Genomic DNA, 15922 nt, shown 5'->3' with positions numbered 1-15922 from the left:
CTCGACTTGCATGTGTTAGGCCTGCCGCCAGCGTTCAATCTGAGCCATGATCAAACTCTTCAGTTTAAGATCAATGCGATCCTTACTCGCTGCCCGAAGGCAACAAAAGCGGATCAAACTTGGCTCAAGGTTCAAACGAATTTGAAAGATGTGAACATCTTTCTTGTGCGCTTGCCTTGATAATTGGTGATTTATCACCCTCATCGGCAAGCGCCCACATGAATTACCTGATCAAATTGTTAAAGAGCTGTTTCGCTGTGCTGGCTCGATGACCTGAACCGTGTTGCCTCAGCGAGGAAGGCGTATTCTACGCATTTCCTGGTGTTTGTCAACTGCTGTTTTCAGCGAGTGAAGCGAGCGACCCAATCAATAACGAGACGACTCTAACTTCCTGACAAAGCAGAGGTTTTTCAACCCCATTCACCACTGGTAACGCTGGGCGTCCCCGGCAGCGGATGCGTACTTTACGGATTCGCGGCCGGGTTGGCAAGAGGGTTTTGAAAAAAAAGCGGCAGACGATGCCAAAGGCAAGTCTGCCGCAAACCACCGATCAGTACCCTGACCAGAGAGTGCCTGGTAAACGCCTAGGCTTAAATCTCAAAGCCCAAGCCAAAATCTTCGCTTGAGATGGCCATTAAGCTGCCCGCTCCCGCTTGGATCATTGCCGCGTGCGCTTTGGTACGCGGTAACAAGCGCTGGTAATAGAACCGCGCTGTATTCAACTTTGCCTGATAGAAAGCGGCATCATCACCGTCCTGGGAGGCAGCCGCCTGCTTGGCAGCACGTGCGAACAGGTAAGCAACCGTCACGTAGCCTGAGTACATCAAGTAATCGACGCTGGCAGCTCCTACCTCTTCACGGTCCTGCATCGCTTTCATACCGATGCCCATGGTGAGCTCGCCCCACTCGGCGTTCAGCTTAGCCAGCGGCTCAATAAACTCTTTCAATGCGGAGTTATCCGCTTCTGCTTTGCAGAACTTGTGAATCTCTTTGGTGAATACTTTCAGCGACTCACCTTGACTCATCAGCACTTTGCGCCCCAGCAGATCAAGCGCTTGAATACCGGTCGTACCTTCATAGAGACGTGTGATGCGCGCATCGCGCACCAGTTGCTCCATGCCCCACTCTTTAATAAAGCCGTGACCACCAAAAATCTGCACGCCTTCATTGGTACACTCGAAGCCCACTTCCGTCAGGAAAGCTTTGACGATGGGTGTTAATAGACCGAGCAGCGTCTCCGCTCGCTCTTTCTCATCGCCCGGCGTGCCGTGCTCAACAATATCGAGCATTTGGGCGGTATACAGCACCAGCATGCGGCCGCCTTCGGCAAAGGCTTTTTGCGTCAGAAGCATACGGCGTACATCAGGGTGCACAATAATAGGGTCAGCGACTTTATCCGGCGCTTGTACGCCAGACAGCCCACGCATCTGTAAGCGGTCACGGGCATAACTTAGCGAGTTTTGGAAGCTAGCCTCCATCAACCCTAAGCCTTGGATACCCACGCCTAAGCGAGCCGCGTTCATCATGGTGAACATGCAGGCCAGGCCTTTATTCGGCGCGCCAACTAGATAGCCTGTTGCGCCATCAAAGTTCATGACGCAGGTAGCATTACCATGGATACCCATTTTGTGCTCAAGCGAACCACAGCTGACGCCATTGCGCTCGCCAGGGTTGCCCGCAGCGTCCGGCAGAAATTTGGGCACAACGAATAGCGAAATACCTTTAGATCCTTCAGGAGCATCCGGCAGTTTGGCCAGCACGAGATGGACGATGTTCTCAGCGAGATTGTGTTCACCGGCTGAGATAAAGATTTTGGTACCCGTAATGTGATAAGCACCATCTTCAGCGGGCACTGCACGGGTTTTGATCAAACCCAGGTCAGTACCGCAGTGCGGCTCCGTCAAGCACATGGTGCCAGTCCAAACACCTTCTACCAGCTTGGTGAGGTATGTCGCCTTCTGCTCATCCGTACCGTGATGACGAAGCGCATCCGCCGCACCATGTGACAAGCCCGGGTACATACCCCACGCTAAGTTAGTAGCGCAGATCATTTCAGAGAGCATCATCGCCAATGAGTGCGGAAGGCCCTGACCACCCTGCTCAGGATCTGCCGCCAAACTCGGCCAACCGCCTTCAACATACTGCTGATAGGCTTCTTTAAATCCTTTAGGAGCTTTCACCTCACCCCCTTCCAGCAAGCACCCCTCCTCATCACCGCTTTGGTTAAGAGGTAGCAGCACCTCACGAGCAAAGCGACCACCCTCTTCCAAAATCGCACTCACGACATCTGGCGAGGCATCTTCACCATTGGGTAATGCGGCGTAGTGGCTTGGGTAATCAAACATTTCGTCCATCACGAAACGTATGTCACGCAGAGGGGCTTGATAGCTGGGCATGTCACTTCTCCTAAACAGGGGGCTGAAAGGGCTGGGCTTTACCAACGGCTTTCAAACACATGTTTGAAAATTAGCGCGCTCACACAGCACAGTCAAGCAGTCGTTTGAATTAAGCTCAAAAACCGACTACAACTTTGGTCGCTATAACTACAATACCCTGTTTTACATACAAAAAAGCCTGCTCGAAATATGAGCAGGCTGGCCAGGAGCAGTGTGCTTAAAACGGATTACTGCATGCGTATACCGCCATCCAAACGAATCACCTCTCCATTAAGCATGGGGTTGGTAATGATTTGCTCTGCTAACAGCGCAAACTCTTCAGGTTTCCCCAAACGCTTGGGGAAAGGCACGGCAGCAGCCAATGCCTGAGCAGCCTCATCCGGGATTTCGCTCATCATTGGCGTCTCAAACACCCCAGGAGCAATCGCCATAACGCGAATGGCATGACGAGATAACTCTCTTGCCGCTGGCAGGCTCATTCCCACAACCCCCGCCTTAGAAGCGCTGTAGGCACACTGCCCCACTTGCCCATCAAACGCCGCAATAGAAGCCGTGTTGATAATCACACCACGCTCACCGCTATCACCGGGCGGGTTGTTAGCCATCGCAGCAGCAGCGAGCCGCATCACATTAAAAGTGCCAACTAAGTTGATATGGACCGTGCGCGCATAGCTATCAAGGTCGGCAGGATTACCTTCTCGATCCACTAACTTGGCGACGCTCACCACACCCGCACAGTGAACCACCCCAGAAAGCCCACTTTCGCCACCCAACGCCACCGCCGTATTCACCGCCTGCTGCATATCAGCGGCAGAGGTGATATCAGCGACACAGGCTTTAGCCTGAGCACCCAGCTGTTCTGCTAGATTCAACACCCGATCACTCATATCGCACAGCACTACATTGGCACCAGCGTTTACCAGCCGTTCTGCCGTGGCCGCACCAAGACCTGAGGCAGCGCCAGTAATCAAAAACGTACGGTCCTTTACCTGCATAGCACTCTTCCTATGAATTATGAGTTATCGCGCACTTGCTCTGCCGCTTGGGCACGCAGCTTAAAGCGCTGAATCTTGCCGCTGGGGGTTTTAGGTAGCTCATCGACAAACTCAATCACCCTGGGGAAAGCGTGGGTAGAGAGCCGTTCGCGCACCTGCTGGCGAATCTCTTCTGCCAGGGCATCGCTGGGTTCGAAGCCGTCGCGCAACACGATGTAAGATTTAATCACTTCGCCACGAATCTCGTCTGGCTGCCCCACCGCCGCGGATTCCGCCACCGCTGGATGTGTCATCACGCTATTTTCAACGTCTGTCGGGCCCACCCGATAACCTGCAGTAGTGATGATGTCATCGTCGCGGCCTGCGAACTGGAACGAGCCATCCTCATTACGAATCACCACATCGCCGGTCAGGTAGTAACCGTTAACGAAGGGGTCTTTCTCCTGCCAGGTATAGCCTTGGAAAAAGTGAGCGGGTGAGTTCTTGATATCCACCGCCAATACACCGGGCTCACCGGGTGGCAGCTCGTTATATTCCGCATCAAGAATGGCCAGTCGGTAGCCCGGCATAGGAACGCCCATGGCACCTACATGTTTGGGATGCTCAAGAGAGTGGTGGTTATTACAGGTCATCCCGGTTTCCGTTTGGCCGTAATGATCCATCACCGGGCAACCCAACGATTTTTCTACCCAAGTAACGACCTCCGTATTCAGCGGCTCCCCAGCAGAGCTGGCTGCTCTCAGCGTTAAGGTTTGATGGGCGTCATCAAATAAGCCTGACGCTTTCATCAAACGGTATGCCGTAGGTGCCGCTGCAAAATTGGTGATGCGATGGCGCTTCATAAATGCCAGCGCCCCCTCTGCACTAAAACCGGCCTCACAAAAATGCGTGGTAACGCCCAACAGCAGCGGCCCTGCAATCGCATAATAAAGTCCGTAGGCCCAGCCAGGGTCCGCCATATTCCAGAAGCGGTCATCTTCACGAAGGTCAACCGCCAGCTCCATATAGAGCGCAAATGCGGTCATACCCGATAACGGCACGGCGACCCCTTTGGGCTTACCCACCGTGCCGGAAGTAAACATCTGAAGAAACGGCTTATCCGGCGAAAGCCGGGGCGGTGCTTCACTCGTTGACGTATACGTCAATGCGATCTGCCAATCGAGGTCGTTGGCATGCTCACTGGTTGCACCGCCCACGGCTAAAACGGGCGGACACTGGCTCAACCCATCAAACTTGTAGCGATTGGCATGATCGGTAATAACCAACTTGGTATCGGCACGGCTAAGACGGTAATCCACGGCGTCCGGCCCAAAGGCAGTAAACAGCGGCTGGTAGACGGCCCCAATGCGCCACGTTGCCAGCACGGTGATCAGCAAATTAACAGAACGAGGCAGCATGCAGGCAATCCGGTCGCCTTCACCGAACCCTTGGCTTTTGAACCAGCCCGCCAATTGGCCGCTCTGCTGATCAAGTTCGGAATAGGTCAGCGTATAGGTTTGGCCCTGGGTATCTTCATGTACTAGCGCCAATACATCACCACGCCCTTGGCGCACATGCCGTCCACAACAGGCGTCAAAGGCGTTTAAATATCCATCCTGATGGTCGTCAAGTTTGGCGATAACGCTATCAACCGAAAAGCTTTCAAAAAAAGTCGAATACGGGGGAAGTGACGTGGCTGTTGCTGTCATGACGGCTCTCTTATGTTGTTGGTCGTGAGCACTCGGGCAGGCAGGATTCAACGTAGTGCTGGCATTATTGTGCGTTTACGTTAACGGAAACCTACCGATAGACCAACGCTAAAAGCATTTACCCAAGAGCGCAAGCCACAAGCGCGGCCATGAGGTTAGACGTTGGTCGATTGGGAAGAGACAGCGCCAAGCATTAGCGCGACAGGATCATTGCCACCAGCTCATCAGCAAGGTCGTCTGGGGTGCGCGGGCCATTGGGGTCATACCAACGAACGGTCCAGTTCAACGCGCCTAAAATAAAGCGGGAAACGAGGAAGCGGTCGCCATGAATCAACCCTTCCGCCAGAGCATCATCAATCACCTCAACCCACATCGCCTCATAAGCATCGCGTAGGTGGCTAAGGTGGGCGCTGGCAGCGGGGTCTAACCGTCGCCATTCAAACAGCGCCACCACGTGAGCATTACGATCTGCAAACAGCGTTTCCAGGTGCGCCCTTGCCATGGCATGCAGCCGAGCTTCTGCACTGCCGGGGCAAGATTGCAACGCGGCTTTTGCGATGCCTAGTGCGTTCTGAGTGCCCTCCTCAATCACTGCTGCCAGAATTTCCTGCTTATCTTTGAAGTGGTGAAACAGGCTGCCGGACTTGATGCCCATTTCCTGGGCCAACATGCGCACCGTGGTGCGATCAAAGCCCTCTTGGACGAATAGCTGAGCTGCTAAGCGCGTCAATTCCTTGCGGCGAGGAGATGCATTCATTACATTCATGTCATTTACACTAGCGCTTGCTTGGTTACTTAGGAGAAGACCACAGCCCCGCGAATGGGTCAACGCATCGCTAATCGCTCAGCCAGATAATCACAAAAAATCTATCAGGAGATAGACAATGAGTAGCGCTACCGACGTCGTCTTTTTATCCGCCGCCCGCACCCCAATGGGCGGTATGATGGGCAGCCTTTCCAGCATGAGCGCCCCCGAACTTGCCGCAGTTGCCATCCGTGCCGCTATTGAACGCGCAGGTATCGACGCTGCCGCTATTGAAGAGGGCATCATGGGCTGCGTTTTGCCTGCTGGCGTTAAACAGGGACCCGCACGCCAGGCGATGCGCCAAGCAGGCATTCCCGATGCCAACGGTGCCACCACCATCAATAAACTCTGCGGGTCAGGCATGAAAGCCACCATGCTCGCGCATGATTTGATCAAGGCCGGTAGCGGAGAGATTTTATTAGCAGGCGGCATGGAGTCTATGTCGAATGCGCCTCATGTACTCACTAACGCACGCGGCGGCTATCGACTGGGCCACGGCGAGCTCAAAGATCATATGTTCCTGGATGGCCTTGAAGATGCCGAAACCGGCAAACTGATGGGCGCCTTTGCGCAGGATGTAGCTACAGAGCGCGGCTATACCCGCGAGCGGCTGGATGACTTCGCCATTGCTTCCCTGGAACGAGCGATGGCTGCCACCAACAATGGCGATTTAGATGCCGAAATGGCCCCTGTCACGGTCACCACGCGCCAGGGCGACACCGTTGTTTCTCACGATGAGCAGCCCTTCCAAGCCAAGCTGGATAAAATCCGCCAGCTGCGTCCTGCATTTGCTAAAGATGGCACCATCACAGCAGCTAACTCTAGCTCCATCTCCGATGGTGCATCAGCGCTCATCTTAGCAAGCCACGAAGCCGCACAGCGCCATGGTGTTAAACCGCTGGCAAAAATGCTTGGACACGCCACCCACTCACGTCATCCCAGCGAATTTACCATTGCCCCTGTAGGCGCGATTGAAAAGCTGATGAAAAAGCTTGGCTGGGGAGTCAACGACGTCGATCTGTTTGAGATCAATGAAGCCTTCGCCGTCGTGACCCTCATGGCCATGGACGACCTGGGCTTACCCCATGAGAAGGTGAACGTGTTTGGCGGTGCTTGCGCTCAAGGTCACCCCATTGGCTCCACCGGCTCCCGTATTATCGCCACGCTAATTCATGCCCTGCGCACGAAAGGCGGCAAACGCGGTATTGCCAGCCTTTGCATTGGCGGCGGTGAAGCCACCGCCGTTGCCGTTGAGCTCATGGATTAAACACTCACCGCAGCATCACACAGTACAGTGCCCATCCGCGTCTTGGCAGCCACTATGCCAAGGCGCGCATATCGTCTTTATGATCGCGATTACTCAATTCAGCGCTGGCCATTGCCTGTCAATCCAACTGCTCCAGAGGCTGCTCCGCCTCTTCGTCATCATGTACGTCAGGTACTGGGGCCTCCTCAATAATACGGAACTGTCCCGCGTACTCACGCATCTGCAGCGCCTCTTGGGTTAACCCCTCGGCGCTTTGTGCCGTTTGGTTGACCAAGCGCATCGTATCTTGAGTCGTCGCGTCGATTTGCGTGACAGCAACGTTCACTTCTTCAATACCGCGACGCTGCTCTTCAGAGGCTTTGGCCATTTGCGCCATCAAGTGTTCTACCTGAGTCGCCGCTTGCATGATTGCCCGAGTGTGCTCGCCTGCCTGTTGAGAAAGTTCGCTACCCTGCTCAACGCTTTTACTCGAGGCCTCAATACGTGCACGAACATCGTGAGCAGCATCGGCACTGCGCGTTGCCAGCGCCCTAACTTCACTAGCCACTACAGCAAATCCGCGTCCATGCTCGCCAGCCCGCGCCGCCTCTACAGAGGCATTCAATGCCAAAATATTGGTTTGGAACGCAATGCTTTCGATCACCTTGATAATGCTTTGAATTTCTTCGGAGTGCTCGTTGATAGACTGCATGGTGGCAATAAACTGAGCGATCACTTCATCGCCCTGCTGCGCTTTGTGAGACACGTCGGTGGTAGAGCGATTTACATGCGCGGCGCTTTCTGCGTTTTGATTCACCGTCGCGGTGAGCTGCTCAAGGCTAGCAGCCATTTGCTGAAGCGCTGATACCTGAGAATCGGTTTGTCCAGCCAACTGCTGGCTTTGCGTCGCCATGGCTTGGCTGTCGCTATACACCTGCTGGCTGCTGTTATTGAGATGATTCACGGTGGTGGTTAATGAACGCTGCATATTCGCCAGCTCGCTAAACAGCTGGCCAATTTCATTATTGGCGTGCGCCTCTACCGGAGAGGATAAATCGCCCTTAGCAATACGTTTAAAGTGTTGAGTAATAACCCGCAGCGGCCGCAAAACGTTCCGACGTACGCCCCATACGACTAGGCCTACGACTAGCAGCGCCAGCACGACGACACCCACCACTCCCATGAAGAGCAGCGATGAAACGTTCTCGAAACGCTCAGACAAACCAGCGCCACGGGCCACTGAATAGCCGTAAAACGCTTCCGCGGTGTTAACGAACTGCTGACTGCTATCATCCACCCGAGATTCGCCAGAGAGAAAGCCACGCACATCGCGCTCTTCTAGCATCATCATCTGCAGGCTAAGGTTGTTATTTACCAGGGATTGAAAATTGCTCGCCAACTGGCCGACCAGCTCGGGCTGCTCCCCCTCCGGAAAGCTCGCTTGGAAAGCTTCAAAATGCGTGGCCGCCGATGCCAGCAACCGATCCGACTCTTCCAGAAGCGGCTCTGGACGATCAAACGAGGGAGTGCGAATCAGCTCAGCTGCCCGATTCATCTGTACCCTGGCACGCAACAGCTGTGTGTAAGCGCTATTTAGCTCACGCACCTGAGCCATGTCGCGTTGTTGCATCGATGTAAAGGCATCGCGGCCAAACTGGTTGGCAAAAAGCCCTAAGCCACCAATGGCAAGCACAAGGCAAGTAAAAGTCACGAGTACCAGCGTCCAACTCGCCTTGACGCTTAAATTATTGATAAATTTCATGGTGCACCCTGTCGAGATAGAAATGATCAGCTTTTTTGCAGCGGTAGCCACAGCTGTAAACGGCGGCGGATCTCGAACAGCGCCTGCTCGTAAGCGTCCAACTTACTGATCAGACGAGGGTCACGGATGTCCCAGAATAAAATTTCGCCTGCTTTCCCTTGCCAATCGCGGCACGCCTGCTGAGCTTTGTCACACAGCACGATCACTACGTCGAACGCTTCGTTCTCGAACTGATCCAGCGACTTACTGTGCAGCCCCTCTGTCGAAAGACCCTGCTTTTTTAAGGCTTCAAGGGTTAGCGCATGAGGCTCGTCGGGTTCAGAGCCTGCACTGAAGGATTCGAAGCGATCACCGGCCATATGGCGAAGTAGCACTTCTCCCATGAGAGAGCGCGCAGAATTGGCATTGCAGAGAAAGAGCACGCGACGCTTCGACATAATTCAACAACCTCTTATTTAATTTTACATCGCCACCATACGCCCAGATGATGACGGAGATATTGCAGCTCAAGCAGGCGGCTAGAAATATACGAAAAAACATATATCATGAAAGCCATCTATTGCTGCTTTCACCAAGGAGCCCCCATGGCCCTGCTTGCGGATTTACCCAATCTCGACCCTGAGCTCTTCCAAGCCCCTAGCCTCGAATCATTGGGGTTACCGCCCTCTTCGCGCCCTGCACCAAAGGTGCTGCTGCTGTACGGATCGCTACGCGAGCGCTCATTTAGTCGCTTGGCGGTTGAAGAGGCCGCCCGCCTGCTGAACGCGATGGGCGCTGAAACACACATTTTTAACCCGCGTGGCCTGCCGCTTCCTGATGCCGAAGATGCCAGCCACCCTAAGGTGGAAGAGCTGCGCTCCCTAGCACAGTGGGCAGATGGGATGGTGTGGTGCTCGCCAGAGCGTCACGGGGCGATGACAGGCATTATGAAAGCACAAATTGATTGGATACCCCTGGCTTTGGGCGGCGTACGCCCTACCCAAGGCAAAACCCTGGCCGTGATGCAGGTCTGCGGTGGTTCACAATCTTTTAACACGGTGAACCAGCTGCGCATTTTGGGCCGCTGGATGCGCATGGTGACGATCCCTAACCAATCGTCCGTGCCAAAAGCCTTTATGGAGTTCGATGACAACGACCGCATGAAGCCCTCGCCGTTTTATGATCGCATCGTGGATGTCATGGAAGAACTCGTAAAATTCACTCTACTGGTACGAGAGCGCAGCGACCTGCTCACCGACCGATACTCAGAGCGTAAAGAGAGCGCCGAAGAGCTCTCCAAGCGCGTTAACCAGCGGGCCATATAATCAAGGAGCGAGCATGTCACATCAGGAGAAGGCAGCCCCCAGCAGTGCTGATATGGGGCTTTTTGAACGCTATCTGTCGCTTTGGGTCGCCGCTGCGATTGTGGCCGGTATTGCGCTAGGCCAGTGGGCTCCCGCCATTCCCGAGGCTCTTTCACGCTTTGAATACGCGCAGGTGTCGATTCCGATCGCTGTACTGATATGGGCGATGATTTTCCCCATGATGGCGCAAATTGACTTTAGCGCAATCGCTGGCGTGCGCCGCCAGCCAAAAGGGCTGGCCATCACCACCACGGTGAACTGGCTCATCAAACCCTTCACCATGTTTGCCCTAGCATGGCTATTTTTTATGGTGATTTTTAAACCTTGGATCCCTGATGCGCTGGCCAGCCAGTACCTTGCGGGGGCCATTTTGCTGGGTGCGGCGCCCTGCACCGCGATGGTTTTCGTCTGGAGCTACCTTACCCGTGGCGATGCGGCCTACACGCTGGTACAAGTCGCCCTCAACGACCTGATCATGCTGTTTGCCTTTGCGCCGATCGTGGTCTTTCTGCTGGGTATTTCCAATATTCAGGTACCCTGGGATACGGTGCTGCTGTCGGTAGTGCTCTACATCGTCATTCCCCTGGCGGCAGGTTACCTCACGCGGAAAACCCTTATCGCTAAGCGCGGTGCCGATTGGTACGACAACGTCTTTATGAAGCGCATTGGCCCGGTCACGCCGATGGGGCTGATCATTACCCTGGTACTGCTTTTCGCGTTTCAGGGCGATGTCATTCTGAACAATCCGCTGCATATTGTGCTTATCGCCATTCCGCTAATTCTGCAGACGTTTTTAATCTTCTTCATTGCCTATGGCTGGGCGAAAGCGTGGCGCGTCCCGCACAATATTGCCGCACCCGGGGCGATGATTGGCGCCAGCAACTTTTTTGAGCTTGCCGTGGCCGCCGCCATTGCGCTGTTTGGTCTGCAATCGGGCGCTGCTCTAGCAACGGTGGTGGGTGTACTGGTAGAGGTACCGCTGATGCTGGCCCTGGTGCGCATTGCCAATAACACGCGTCAGCACTTCCCTACTCATGCTTAAGGAGCCTGCTTGATGGCGCACTATTTGATTTTTCTCGGCTCAACCAGAACGTCAACGCCTCCCGCGCCTGCTCGCCTGGGCGAGCGGGTAGCCAAAGCGTGCTTGCAGTTACTCAGCGCACAGCGCGATACGACGGCGGAGATTATTGACCCGCTCTCACTCGATTTGAGCGGCCCGTTTAAACCGCATTTTGCCTACTCCGCCTCTACGGTTCCGGATGATCTGGACGCCCTGGCAATAAAAATTGATCAAGCAGATGGCTACGTCATGGTCAGCCCTGAGTACAACCACGCCATGAGCCCAGCACTGAGTCATTTACTGAATCACTTTGGCGCGTCGCTATTTGCGTTCAAACCCAGTGCCATTGTCACCTACTCCATGGGCCAGTGGGGCGGTGCCCGCGCTGCGGTGAATATGCGCTCCTTTCTGTCTGAGCTGGGCTGCTTGCCTGTCTCAGCGATGATACATATCCCAAAGGCTCATGAAGCCCTCGATAACGATGGACAATTTCATGCAGAGCAAGAGCGCTGGGAAGGCTATTTTGGTCGGACGCTAGTGCAATTGATGTGGTGGGCAAACGCCGCCAAAGCGTATAAAGCCGAGCAAGACCCCACCCGCTTATCCCCTGCTATCAATCAAACTCCTAGTCAGCGTGACGCTCCTCCATGTCAGTAATCATTTATCACAACCCTAACTGCGGCACATCGCGCAATACCCTGGCCATGATCAAGGCATCAGGGGAGTCCCCTGAAGTGATCCTCTACCTTGAAACACCGCCTAGCCGAGAGCGATTGGTAGAGCTACTGGCGATGATGAAGCTACCACCGCGAGAGCTGCTGCGCCGCAAAGGCACGCCTTACGATGAACTCACATTGGATGACCCGACGTTAAGCGATGATCAGCTTATCGACGCCATGATGGCACATCCAATTCTCATCAATCGCCCTATCGTCATCACACCCAAAGGCGCAAAACTCTGCCGACCTTCCGAACAGGTGTTGACGCTGCTGGACCGGCCGGTGGCACACTTTGTGAAAGAGGATGGTGAGCATGTTGCCTATCCACCGACGTAAGGGGCACTCAAGAAGCGATGGACCCGATCATTGAAATAGAAGAAAAAGCTGCCGCTTTTATCAAGCAACAAGGGGGTGTGGTCACGGTACGGTTTTCACCCCGTCACGGCTGCTGCGGCGGCACGTCGCGCATCGCCATCGCTGAGACATCTACCCCCAAAGAGACCTCAACATTTGAATGCCACCAGATGGAAGAAACAACGCTCTGGATAGCGCCAGAGCTTACCTATCAGGGCTTACGACTCCGGGTGGAAGGGTGGTGGAAGCTGCAGCGGCTATTCGTCGATGGTGCCCCGCTACGCGCTGGGCACTAGGACACGCCCGCGCCGTGAATCGGCATGGTGCACATCGCTCACGCTGCCTGCTTAGGCAATGCAAGGGCCATCATAGAGCTTGCCGCCACCAAGGCAGCCGCCACCCAAAGGCAGGCACTCAGGCCGTATTCCATGTAGAGCCACCCGGAGAGCAGCGTGCCGACCAAGCGCCCCATGGCATTGGCCATATAGTAAAACCCGACGTCCATCGAGACGCCGTCAGCCCGGGCATAGTGAACGATCAGATAACTGTGCCAACTGGAGTTCACGGCAAACAGCACGCCAAACGCCAACAGGCCCACCACCAGCCAGCCCACCTGCGCCAAGGGAAGTAGCGCAAGCAGAATGGCCAGAACGGCCAGGGCGGCGGCCCAGCCAGCGGTGATGGTTCGCGCATCGCCTTTTAGCAGGGCTGTGAGTTTTGGTGCTTGGGTTTGTACGCCACCATAGCCGATGATCCAGGCCGCCAATAGGCCACCTACGGTCCAGTGGCTCCAGCCGTGTTGATCATAAAGAAAGACCGGCAGCGCCACGACAAACCACACATCACGAGAAGCAAACAGACAAAACCGCGCGGCCGAGAGCACGTTGATGGCGCGGGATTTTGAAAAGATCTCATAGAACTTGGGTTTGACTTTTTGCTTGCCTAAATCTGCTTTGAGGCGCCAGAGCGATAGTAGCAGCACAGCACCCAGCATGATGGCCATGGCAATGACCGCCCCACGAAAGCCAATCAGCGTGAGCAGCACACCGCCAACGAAAAAGCCTAGGCCTTTCAGGGCATTTTTAGAGCCGGTCAACATAGCGACCCAGCGGTATAAGGCGCTGTTGGCATTGGCACTCGTGGCCGGCACCAGCACCTTCACGGCGCTTTTAGCGCTCATTTTATTGAGGTCTTTGGCAATGCCCGACAGCGCCTGGGCGGCCATTACCCACACAACGGTCAGCATACCAGCAGGGACCATTAGCATGGCGAGCGCCACAATTTGCAGCCCTAGCCCCACATTCATAGTGCGGTTCAAGCCCAGTCTCGCCCCTAGCCAGCCGCCCACCAAGTTCGTTACCACGCCAAACGCTTCATAGAACAGAAACAGCATGGCGATTTGCAGCGGCGAGTAGCCGAGCTGGTGGAAATACATTACCACCAGCATCCGCAGCGCGCCGTCGGTAATGGTGAACGCCCAGTAGTTGCCGGTAATCAGCATGTACTGGCGCACCTCGAACGGTAGCGCCTTGATGTTATTCAGCAGCGATTCAGCCACGGCCAACCGGCTCCCCACCCACCATAAGTGCCAGCTCGGCGGTACGATTGGCGTAACCCCACTCATTGTCGTACCACGCGTAGAGCTTTAACTGAGTGCCGTTCACCACCATGGTAGAGAGGGCATCAATAATCGAGCTACGCGGGTCCGTACGGTAGTCAATCGATACCAGCGGGCGCTCTTCATAGCCCAGAATGCCTTTGAGGGGGCCATCGGCGGCAGCCTTGAGCGCTTGATTCACCTCATCAACGGTCACTTCTCGTTCAAGCTCGAACACCATATCGGTGAGCGATGCATTAGCCAGCGGTACGCGGATCGCGTGGCCGTTAAGTTTGCCTTCCAGTTCAGGGAAAATTGCCGTAATGGCTTTCGCCGAGCCCGTGGTAGTAGGGATGAGACTCATGCCGCAGGCGCGGGCACGACGCAGGTCTTTATGAGGTGCATCCAAAATGGTTTGGGTATTGGTAATGTCATGCACGGTGGTCATGGAACCGTGACGAATACCAAAATGCTCAAGAATCACTTTGACGACCGGCGCTAGGCAGTTAGTGGTGCAGCTAGCGGCCGTGACAATACGGTGCTTGGCTGGCTCAAACAGGTGGTCATTCACACCCACCACCACATTGAGCACGCCCTCCTCTTTCACCGGCGCACTCACCACCACGCGCCCAACGCCTTGATCCAGGTAAGCATTCAGCTTGTCGGTACTTTTCATTTTGCCGGAGCACTCGATGACCACATCGCAGCTGGACCAATCGCTTTCCGCAATGGTTTTATGAGTGCTAAAGGCCACCTCATGTCCATCAATGACAATGGCATCCTGACGCGCTGCCATGCCCTGCCCCGGCGCCCATTGGCCGTGGACGGAATCAAACTCCAATAAATGGGCAAAGGTGGCCGCATCACCACCGGGGTCGTTAATACGCACCAACGTCACCTCGCCTGCCGCTACCTGCGACCAAAGGCTGCGCAGCGCTAGGCGTCCAATACGGCCAAATCCGTTAATACCGATGCGAAGTGACATAGGGTTGTCTCCAAGTATGCAATAAAGGCCAAGCCTACCGCTTATATACGAAAAAACATATATCAACAGTCAAAAAAACGCTGCTTGAAAGCCCGCCATGACAGCGGGCCAACAAACAGCGGTCTATTTAGCCGTAACGGCCAGAAATATAGTCTTCGGTTTTCTTCTGTGCCGGGGTCGAGAACATTACTTTCGTATCGTTGTACTCGATGATTTCCCCCAGATGGAAGAAAGCCGTGTAGTCCGCCACGCGCGCCGCCTGCTGCATGTTGTGCGTCACGGTCACGATGGTGAACTGCTCTTTCAGCTTATCCATCAAATCTTCGATGGTGGCCGTGGAGATCGGGTCCAGGGCTGAGGTCGGTTCATCCATCAAAATGACGTCAGGCTGAACAGCAATCGCCCGTGCGATGCACAGACGCTGCTGCTGACCACCAGAGAGCGAGGTGCCCGGCTCTTGCAGCTTGTCTTTCACTTCGTTCCACAAACCGGCATCGCGCAGGGCCTTCTCGACCAGCTCATCTTGATCGGCTTTACGGCTCACCAAATCGTGCATACGCGGTGCGTAGGCGATGTTCTCGTAGATAGATTTCGGGAACGGGTTCGGCTTCTGGAACACCATACCTACCCGGCGGCGCAGCGCCACTTCATCCATCTTGCCAGCATTCACATCCTGGCCGTCCATCTCCACCAGACCTTCAATATGCACGCTGGGAATCAAGTCGTTCATACGGTTCAAGCAGCGCAAAAAGGTCGATTTACCGCACCCCGAAGGGCCAATCAGCGCGGTCACATTCTTCTGAAACAGGTCGATATTCAGCCCTTTCAGTGCTTGGCTCTTGCCGTACCACAGGTTGAGGTCGCGAACACGAATACTAAGGTCGTGACATGCTTGCTCGTTACGCGTGTAGGGCTGGCCAACGTCTGGTGCATGCTGCTGATTCATAACGGGTGCTTGGCTATTCATAAGGT

The 15922-nt window shown here is 54.8% G+C and carries 15 protein-coding genes and 1 rRNA gene; 6 read left to right on the top strand and 10 right to left on the bottom strand.

Annotation, left to right across the window (positions count from 1 at the left end; all coding sequences use genetic code 11):
• The 5 genes from AC13CY_RS10050 to AC13CY_RS10030 form a co-directional block, all read right to left on the bottom strand.
• Positions 1–66 (bottom strand): 16S ribosomal RNA (locus tag AC13CY_RS10050); the annotation flags it as partial.
• A gap of 524 nt (positions 67–590) precedes the next feature.
• A complete protein-coding gene (locus AC13CY_RS10045; RefSeq protein ID WP_483052492.1) occupies positions 591–2396 on the bottom strand; it encodes an acyl-CoA dehydrogenase C-terminal domain-containing protein in 1806 nt (601 codons plus the stop codon).
• Positions 2397–2623: 227 nt separating this feature from the next.
• Positions 2624–3391 (bottom strand): SDR family NAD(P)-dependent oxidoreductase, encoded by a 768-nt coding sequence (locus tag AC13CY_RS10040; RefSeq protein WP_054645179.1) that lies wholly within the window; start codon positions 3389–3391, stop codon positions 2624–2626.
• A 17-nt stretch (positions 3392–3408) separates the two neighbouring features.
• On the bottom strand, positions 3409–5079 hold the full coding sequence (locus tag AC13CY_RS10035; protein WP_062359108.1) for an AMP-binding protein: 1671 nt from the start codon (positions 5077–5079) through the stop codon (positions 3409–3411).
• A 193-nt stretch (positions 5080–5272) separates the two neighbouring features.
• On the bottom strand, positions 5273–5836 hold the full coding sequence (locus tag AC13CY_RS10030) for a TetR/AcrR family transcriptional regulator (RefSeq protein ID WP_062359109.1): 564 nt from the start codon (positions 5834–5836) through the stop codon (positions 5273–5275).
• 127 nt (positions 5837–5963) lie between these two features.
• Here AC13CY_RS10030 and AC13CY_RS10025 point away from each other — a divergent pair, with 127 nt between their 5' ends.
• Positions 5964–7151 carry an acetyl-CoA C-acyltransferase gene (locus AC13CY_RS10025; protein WP_287148251.1) on the top strand — a complete coding sequence of 396 codons (1188 nt, stop codon included), beginning with the start codon at positions 5964–5966 and terminating at the stop codon, positions 7149–7151.
• Positions 7152–7269: 118 nt separating this feature from the next.
• Here AC13CY_RS10025 and AC13CY_RS10020 read toward each other — a convergent pair whose 3' ends face one another.
• On the bottom strand, positions 7270–8892 hold the full coding sequence (locus AC13CY_RS10020) for a methyl-accepting chemotaxis protein (RefSeq protein ID WP_287148252.1): 1623 nt from the start codon (positions 8890–8892) through the stop codon (positions 7270–7272).
• A gap of 26 nt (positions 8893–8918) precedes the next feature.
• Positions 8919–9329: an arsenate reductase ArsC gene (locus AC13CY_RS10015; RefSeq protein ID WP_044630102.1), complete on the bottom strand. Its 411-nt coding sequence runs from the start codon at positions 9327–9329 to the stop codon at positions 8919–8921.
• A 147-nt stretch (positions 9330–9476) separates the two neighbouring features.
• Here AC13CY_RS10015 and arsH point away from each other — a divergent pair, with 147 nt between their 5' ends.
• Genes arsH through AC13CY_RS09990 form a run of 5 tightly spaced genes read left to right on the top strand, consistent with a single transcriptional unit; the run spans position 9477 to position 12664 of the window.
• Positions 9477–10196 (top strand): arsenical resistance protein ArsH, encoded by a 720-nt coding sequence (gene arsH / locus AC13CY_RS10010; protein ID WP_054641343.1) that lies wholly within the window; start codon positions 9477–9479, stop codon positions 10194–10196.
• A 13-nt stretch (positions 10197–10209) separates the two neighbouring features.
• Positions 10210–11277, top strand: coding sequence for an ACR3 family arsenite efflux transporter (gene arsB, locus AC13CY_RS10005; protein WP_062359111.1), 1068 nt, complete (start codon positions 10210–10212; stop codon positions 11275–11277).
• Positions 11278–11289: 12 nt separating this feature from the next.
• The gene (locus tag AC13CY_RS10000) at positions 11290–11952 is read left to right on the top strand and encodes an NADPH-dependent FMN reductase (protein ID WP_062359112.1); all 663 of its coding nucleotides are present in this window, start codon (positions 11290–11292) and stop codon (positions 11950–11952) included.
• Positions 11943–12350 carry an arsenate reductase (glutaredoxin) gene (arsC, locus tag AC13CY_RS09995; RefSeq protein ID WP_054645178.1) on the top strand — a complete coding sequence of 136 codons (408 nt, stop codon included), beginning with the start codon at positions 11943–11945 and terminating at the stop codon, positions 12348–12350. The genes AC13CY_RS10000 and arsC overlap by 10 nt, the downstream gene beginning before the upstream one ends.
• A gap of 17 nt (positions 12351–12367) precedes the next feature.
• Complete coding sequence (locus AC13CY_RS09990; RefSeq protein ID WP_062359113.1) at positions 12368–12664, top strand: CC/Se motif family (seleno)protein; 297 nt, start codon at positions 12368–12370, stop codon at positions 12662–12664.
• Positions 12665–12702: 38 nt separating this feature from the next.
• On the opposite strand, the gene arsJ is transcribed toward AC13CY_RS09990, so the two are convergent.
• From arsJ to pstB, 3 genes are all read right to left on the bottom strand, one after another.
• Complete coding sequence (gene arsJ / locus AC13CY_RS09985; protein ID WP_266100052.1) at positions 12703–13869, bottom strand: organoarsenical effux MFS transporter ArsJ; 1167 nt, start codon at positions 13867–13869, stop codon at positions 12703–12705.
• A 49-nt stretch (positions 13870–13918) separates the two neighbouring features.
• Positions 13919–14950, bottom strand: a complete 1032-nt coding sequence (locus tag AC13CY_RS09980; RefSeq protein ID WP_044630109.1) for an ArsJ-associated glyceraldehyde-3-phosphate dehydrogenase — start codon at positions 14948–14950, stop codon at positions 13919–13921.
• A gap of 127 nt (positions 14951–15077) precedes the next feature.
• Positions 15078–15917, bottom strand: a complete 840-nt coding sequence (gene pstB, locus AC13CY_RS09975; protein ID WP_044630110.1) for a phosphate ABC transporter ATP-binding protein PstB — start codon at positions 15915–15917, stop codon at positions 15078–15080.
• Positions 15918–15922 lie beyond the last annotated feature (5 nt).

It is taken from the genome of Vreelandella sp. L-15, from assembly GCF_056857635.1.
The sequence above is the reverse complement of the archived record's forward strand: the minus strand, read 5'-3'. Positions and strand labels throughout refer to the sequence as shown.

Bases quoted from the DNA above. Each gene is read 5' to 3' on its own strand.
- arsC (WP_054645178.1), top strand. From the start codon at position 11,943: ATGTCAGTAATCATTTATCACAACCCTAACTGCGGCACATCGCGCAAT.
- AC13CY_RS09980 (WP_044630109.1), bottom strand. From the start codon at position 14,950: ATGTCACTTCGCATCGGTATTAACGGATTTGGCCGTATTGGACGCCTA.
- pstB (WP_044630110.1), bottom strand. From the start codon at position 15,917: ATGAATAGCCAAGCACCCGTTATGAATCAGCAGCATGCACCAGACGTT.
- arsB (WP_062359111.1), top strand. From the start codon at position 10,210: ATGTCACATCAGGAGAAGGCAGCCCCCAGCAGTGCTGATATGGGGCTT.
- AC13CY_RS10015 (WP_044630102.1), bottom strand. From the start codon at position 9,329: ATGTCGAAGCGTCGCGTGCTCTTTCTCTGCAATGCCAATTCTGCGCGC.
- AC13CY_RS10025 (WP_287148251.1), top strand. From the start codon at position 5,964: ATGAGTAGCGCTACCGACGTCGTCTTTTTATCCGCCGCCCGCACCCCA.
- AC13CY_RS09990 (WP_062359113.1), top strand. From the start codon at position 12,368: ATGGACCCGATCATTGAAATAGAAGAAAAAGCTGCCGCTTTTATCAAG.
- AC13CY_RS10000 (WP_062359112.1), top strand. From the start codon at position 11,290: ATGGCGCACTATTTGATTTTTCTCGGCTCAACCAGAACGTCAACGCCT.
- AC13CY_RS10035 (WP_062359108.1), bottom strand. From the start codon at position 5,079: ATGACAGCAACAGCCACGTCACTTCCCCCGTATTCGACTTTTTTTGAA.
- arsH (WP_054641343.1), top strand. From the start codon at position 9,477: ATGGCCCTGCTTGCGGATTTACCCAATCTCGACCCTGAGCTCTTCCAA.
- AC13CY_RS10045 (WP_483052492.1), bottom strand. From the start codon at position 2,396: ATGCCCAGCTATCAAGCCCCTCTGCGTGACATACGTTTCGTGATGGAC.
- AC13CY_RS10030 (WP_062359109.1), bottom strand. From the start codon at position 5,836: ATGAATGCATCTCCTCGCCGCAAGGAATTGACGCGCTTAGCAGCTCAG.
- AC13CY_RS10040 (WP_054645179.1), bottom strand. From the start codon at position 3,391: ATGCAGGTAAAGGACCGTACGTTTTTGATTACTGGCGCTGCCTCAGGT.
- arsJ (WP_266100052.1), bottom strand. From the start codon at position 13,869: ATGCTGATTACCGGCAACTACTGGGCGTTCACCATTACCGACGGCGCG.
- AC13CY_RS10020 (WP_287148252.1), bottom strand. From the start codon at position 8,892: ATGAAATTTATCAATAATTTAAGCGTCAAGGCGAGTTGGACGCTGGTA.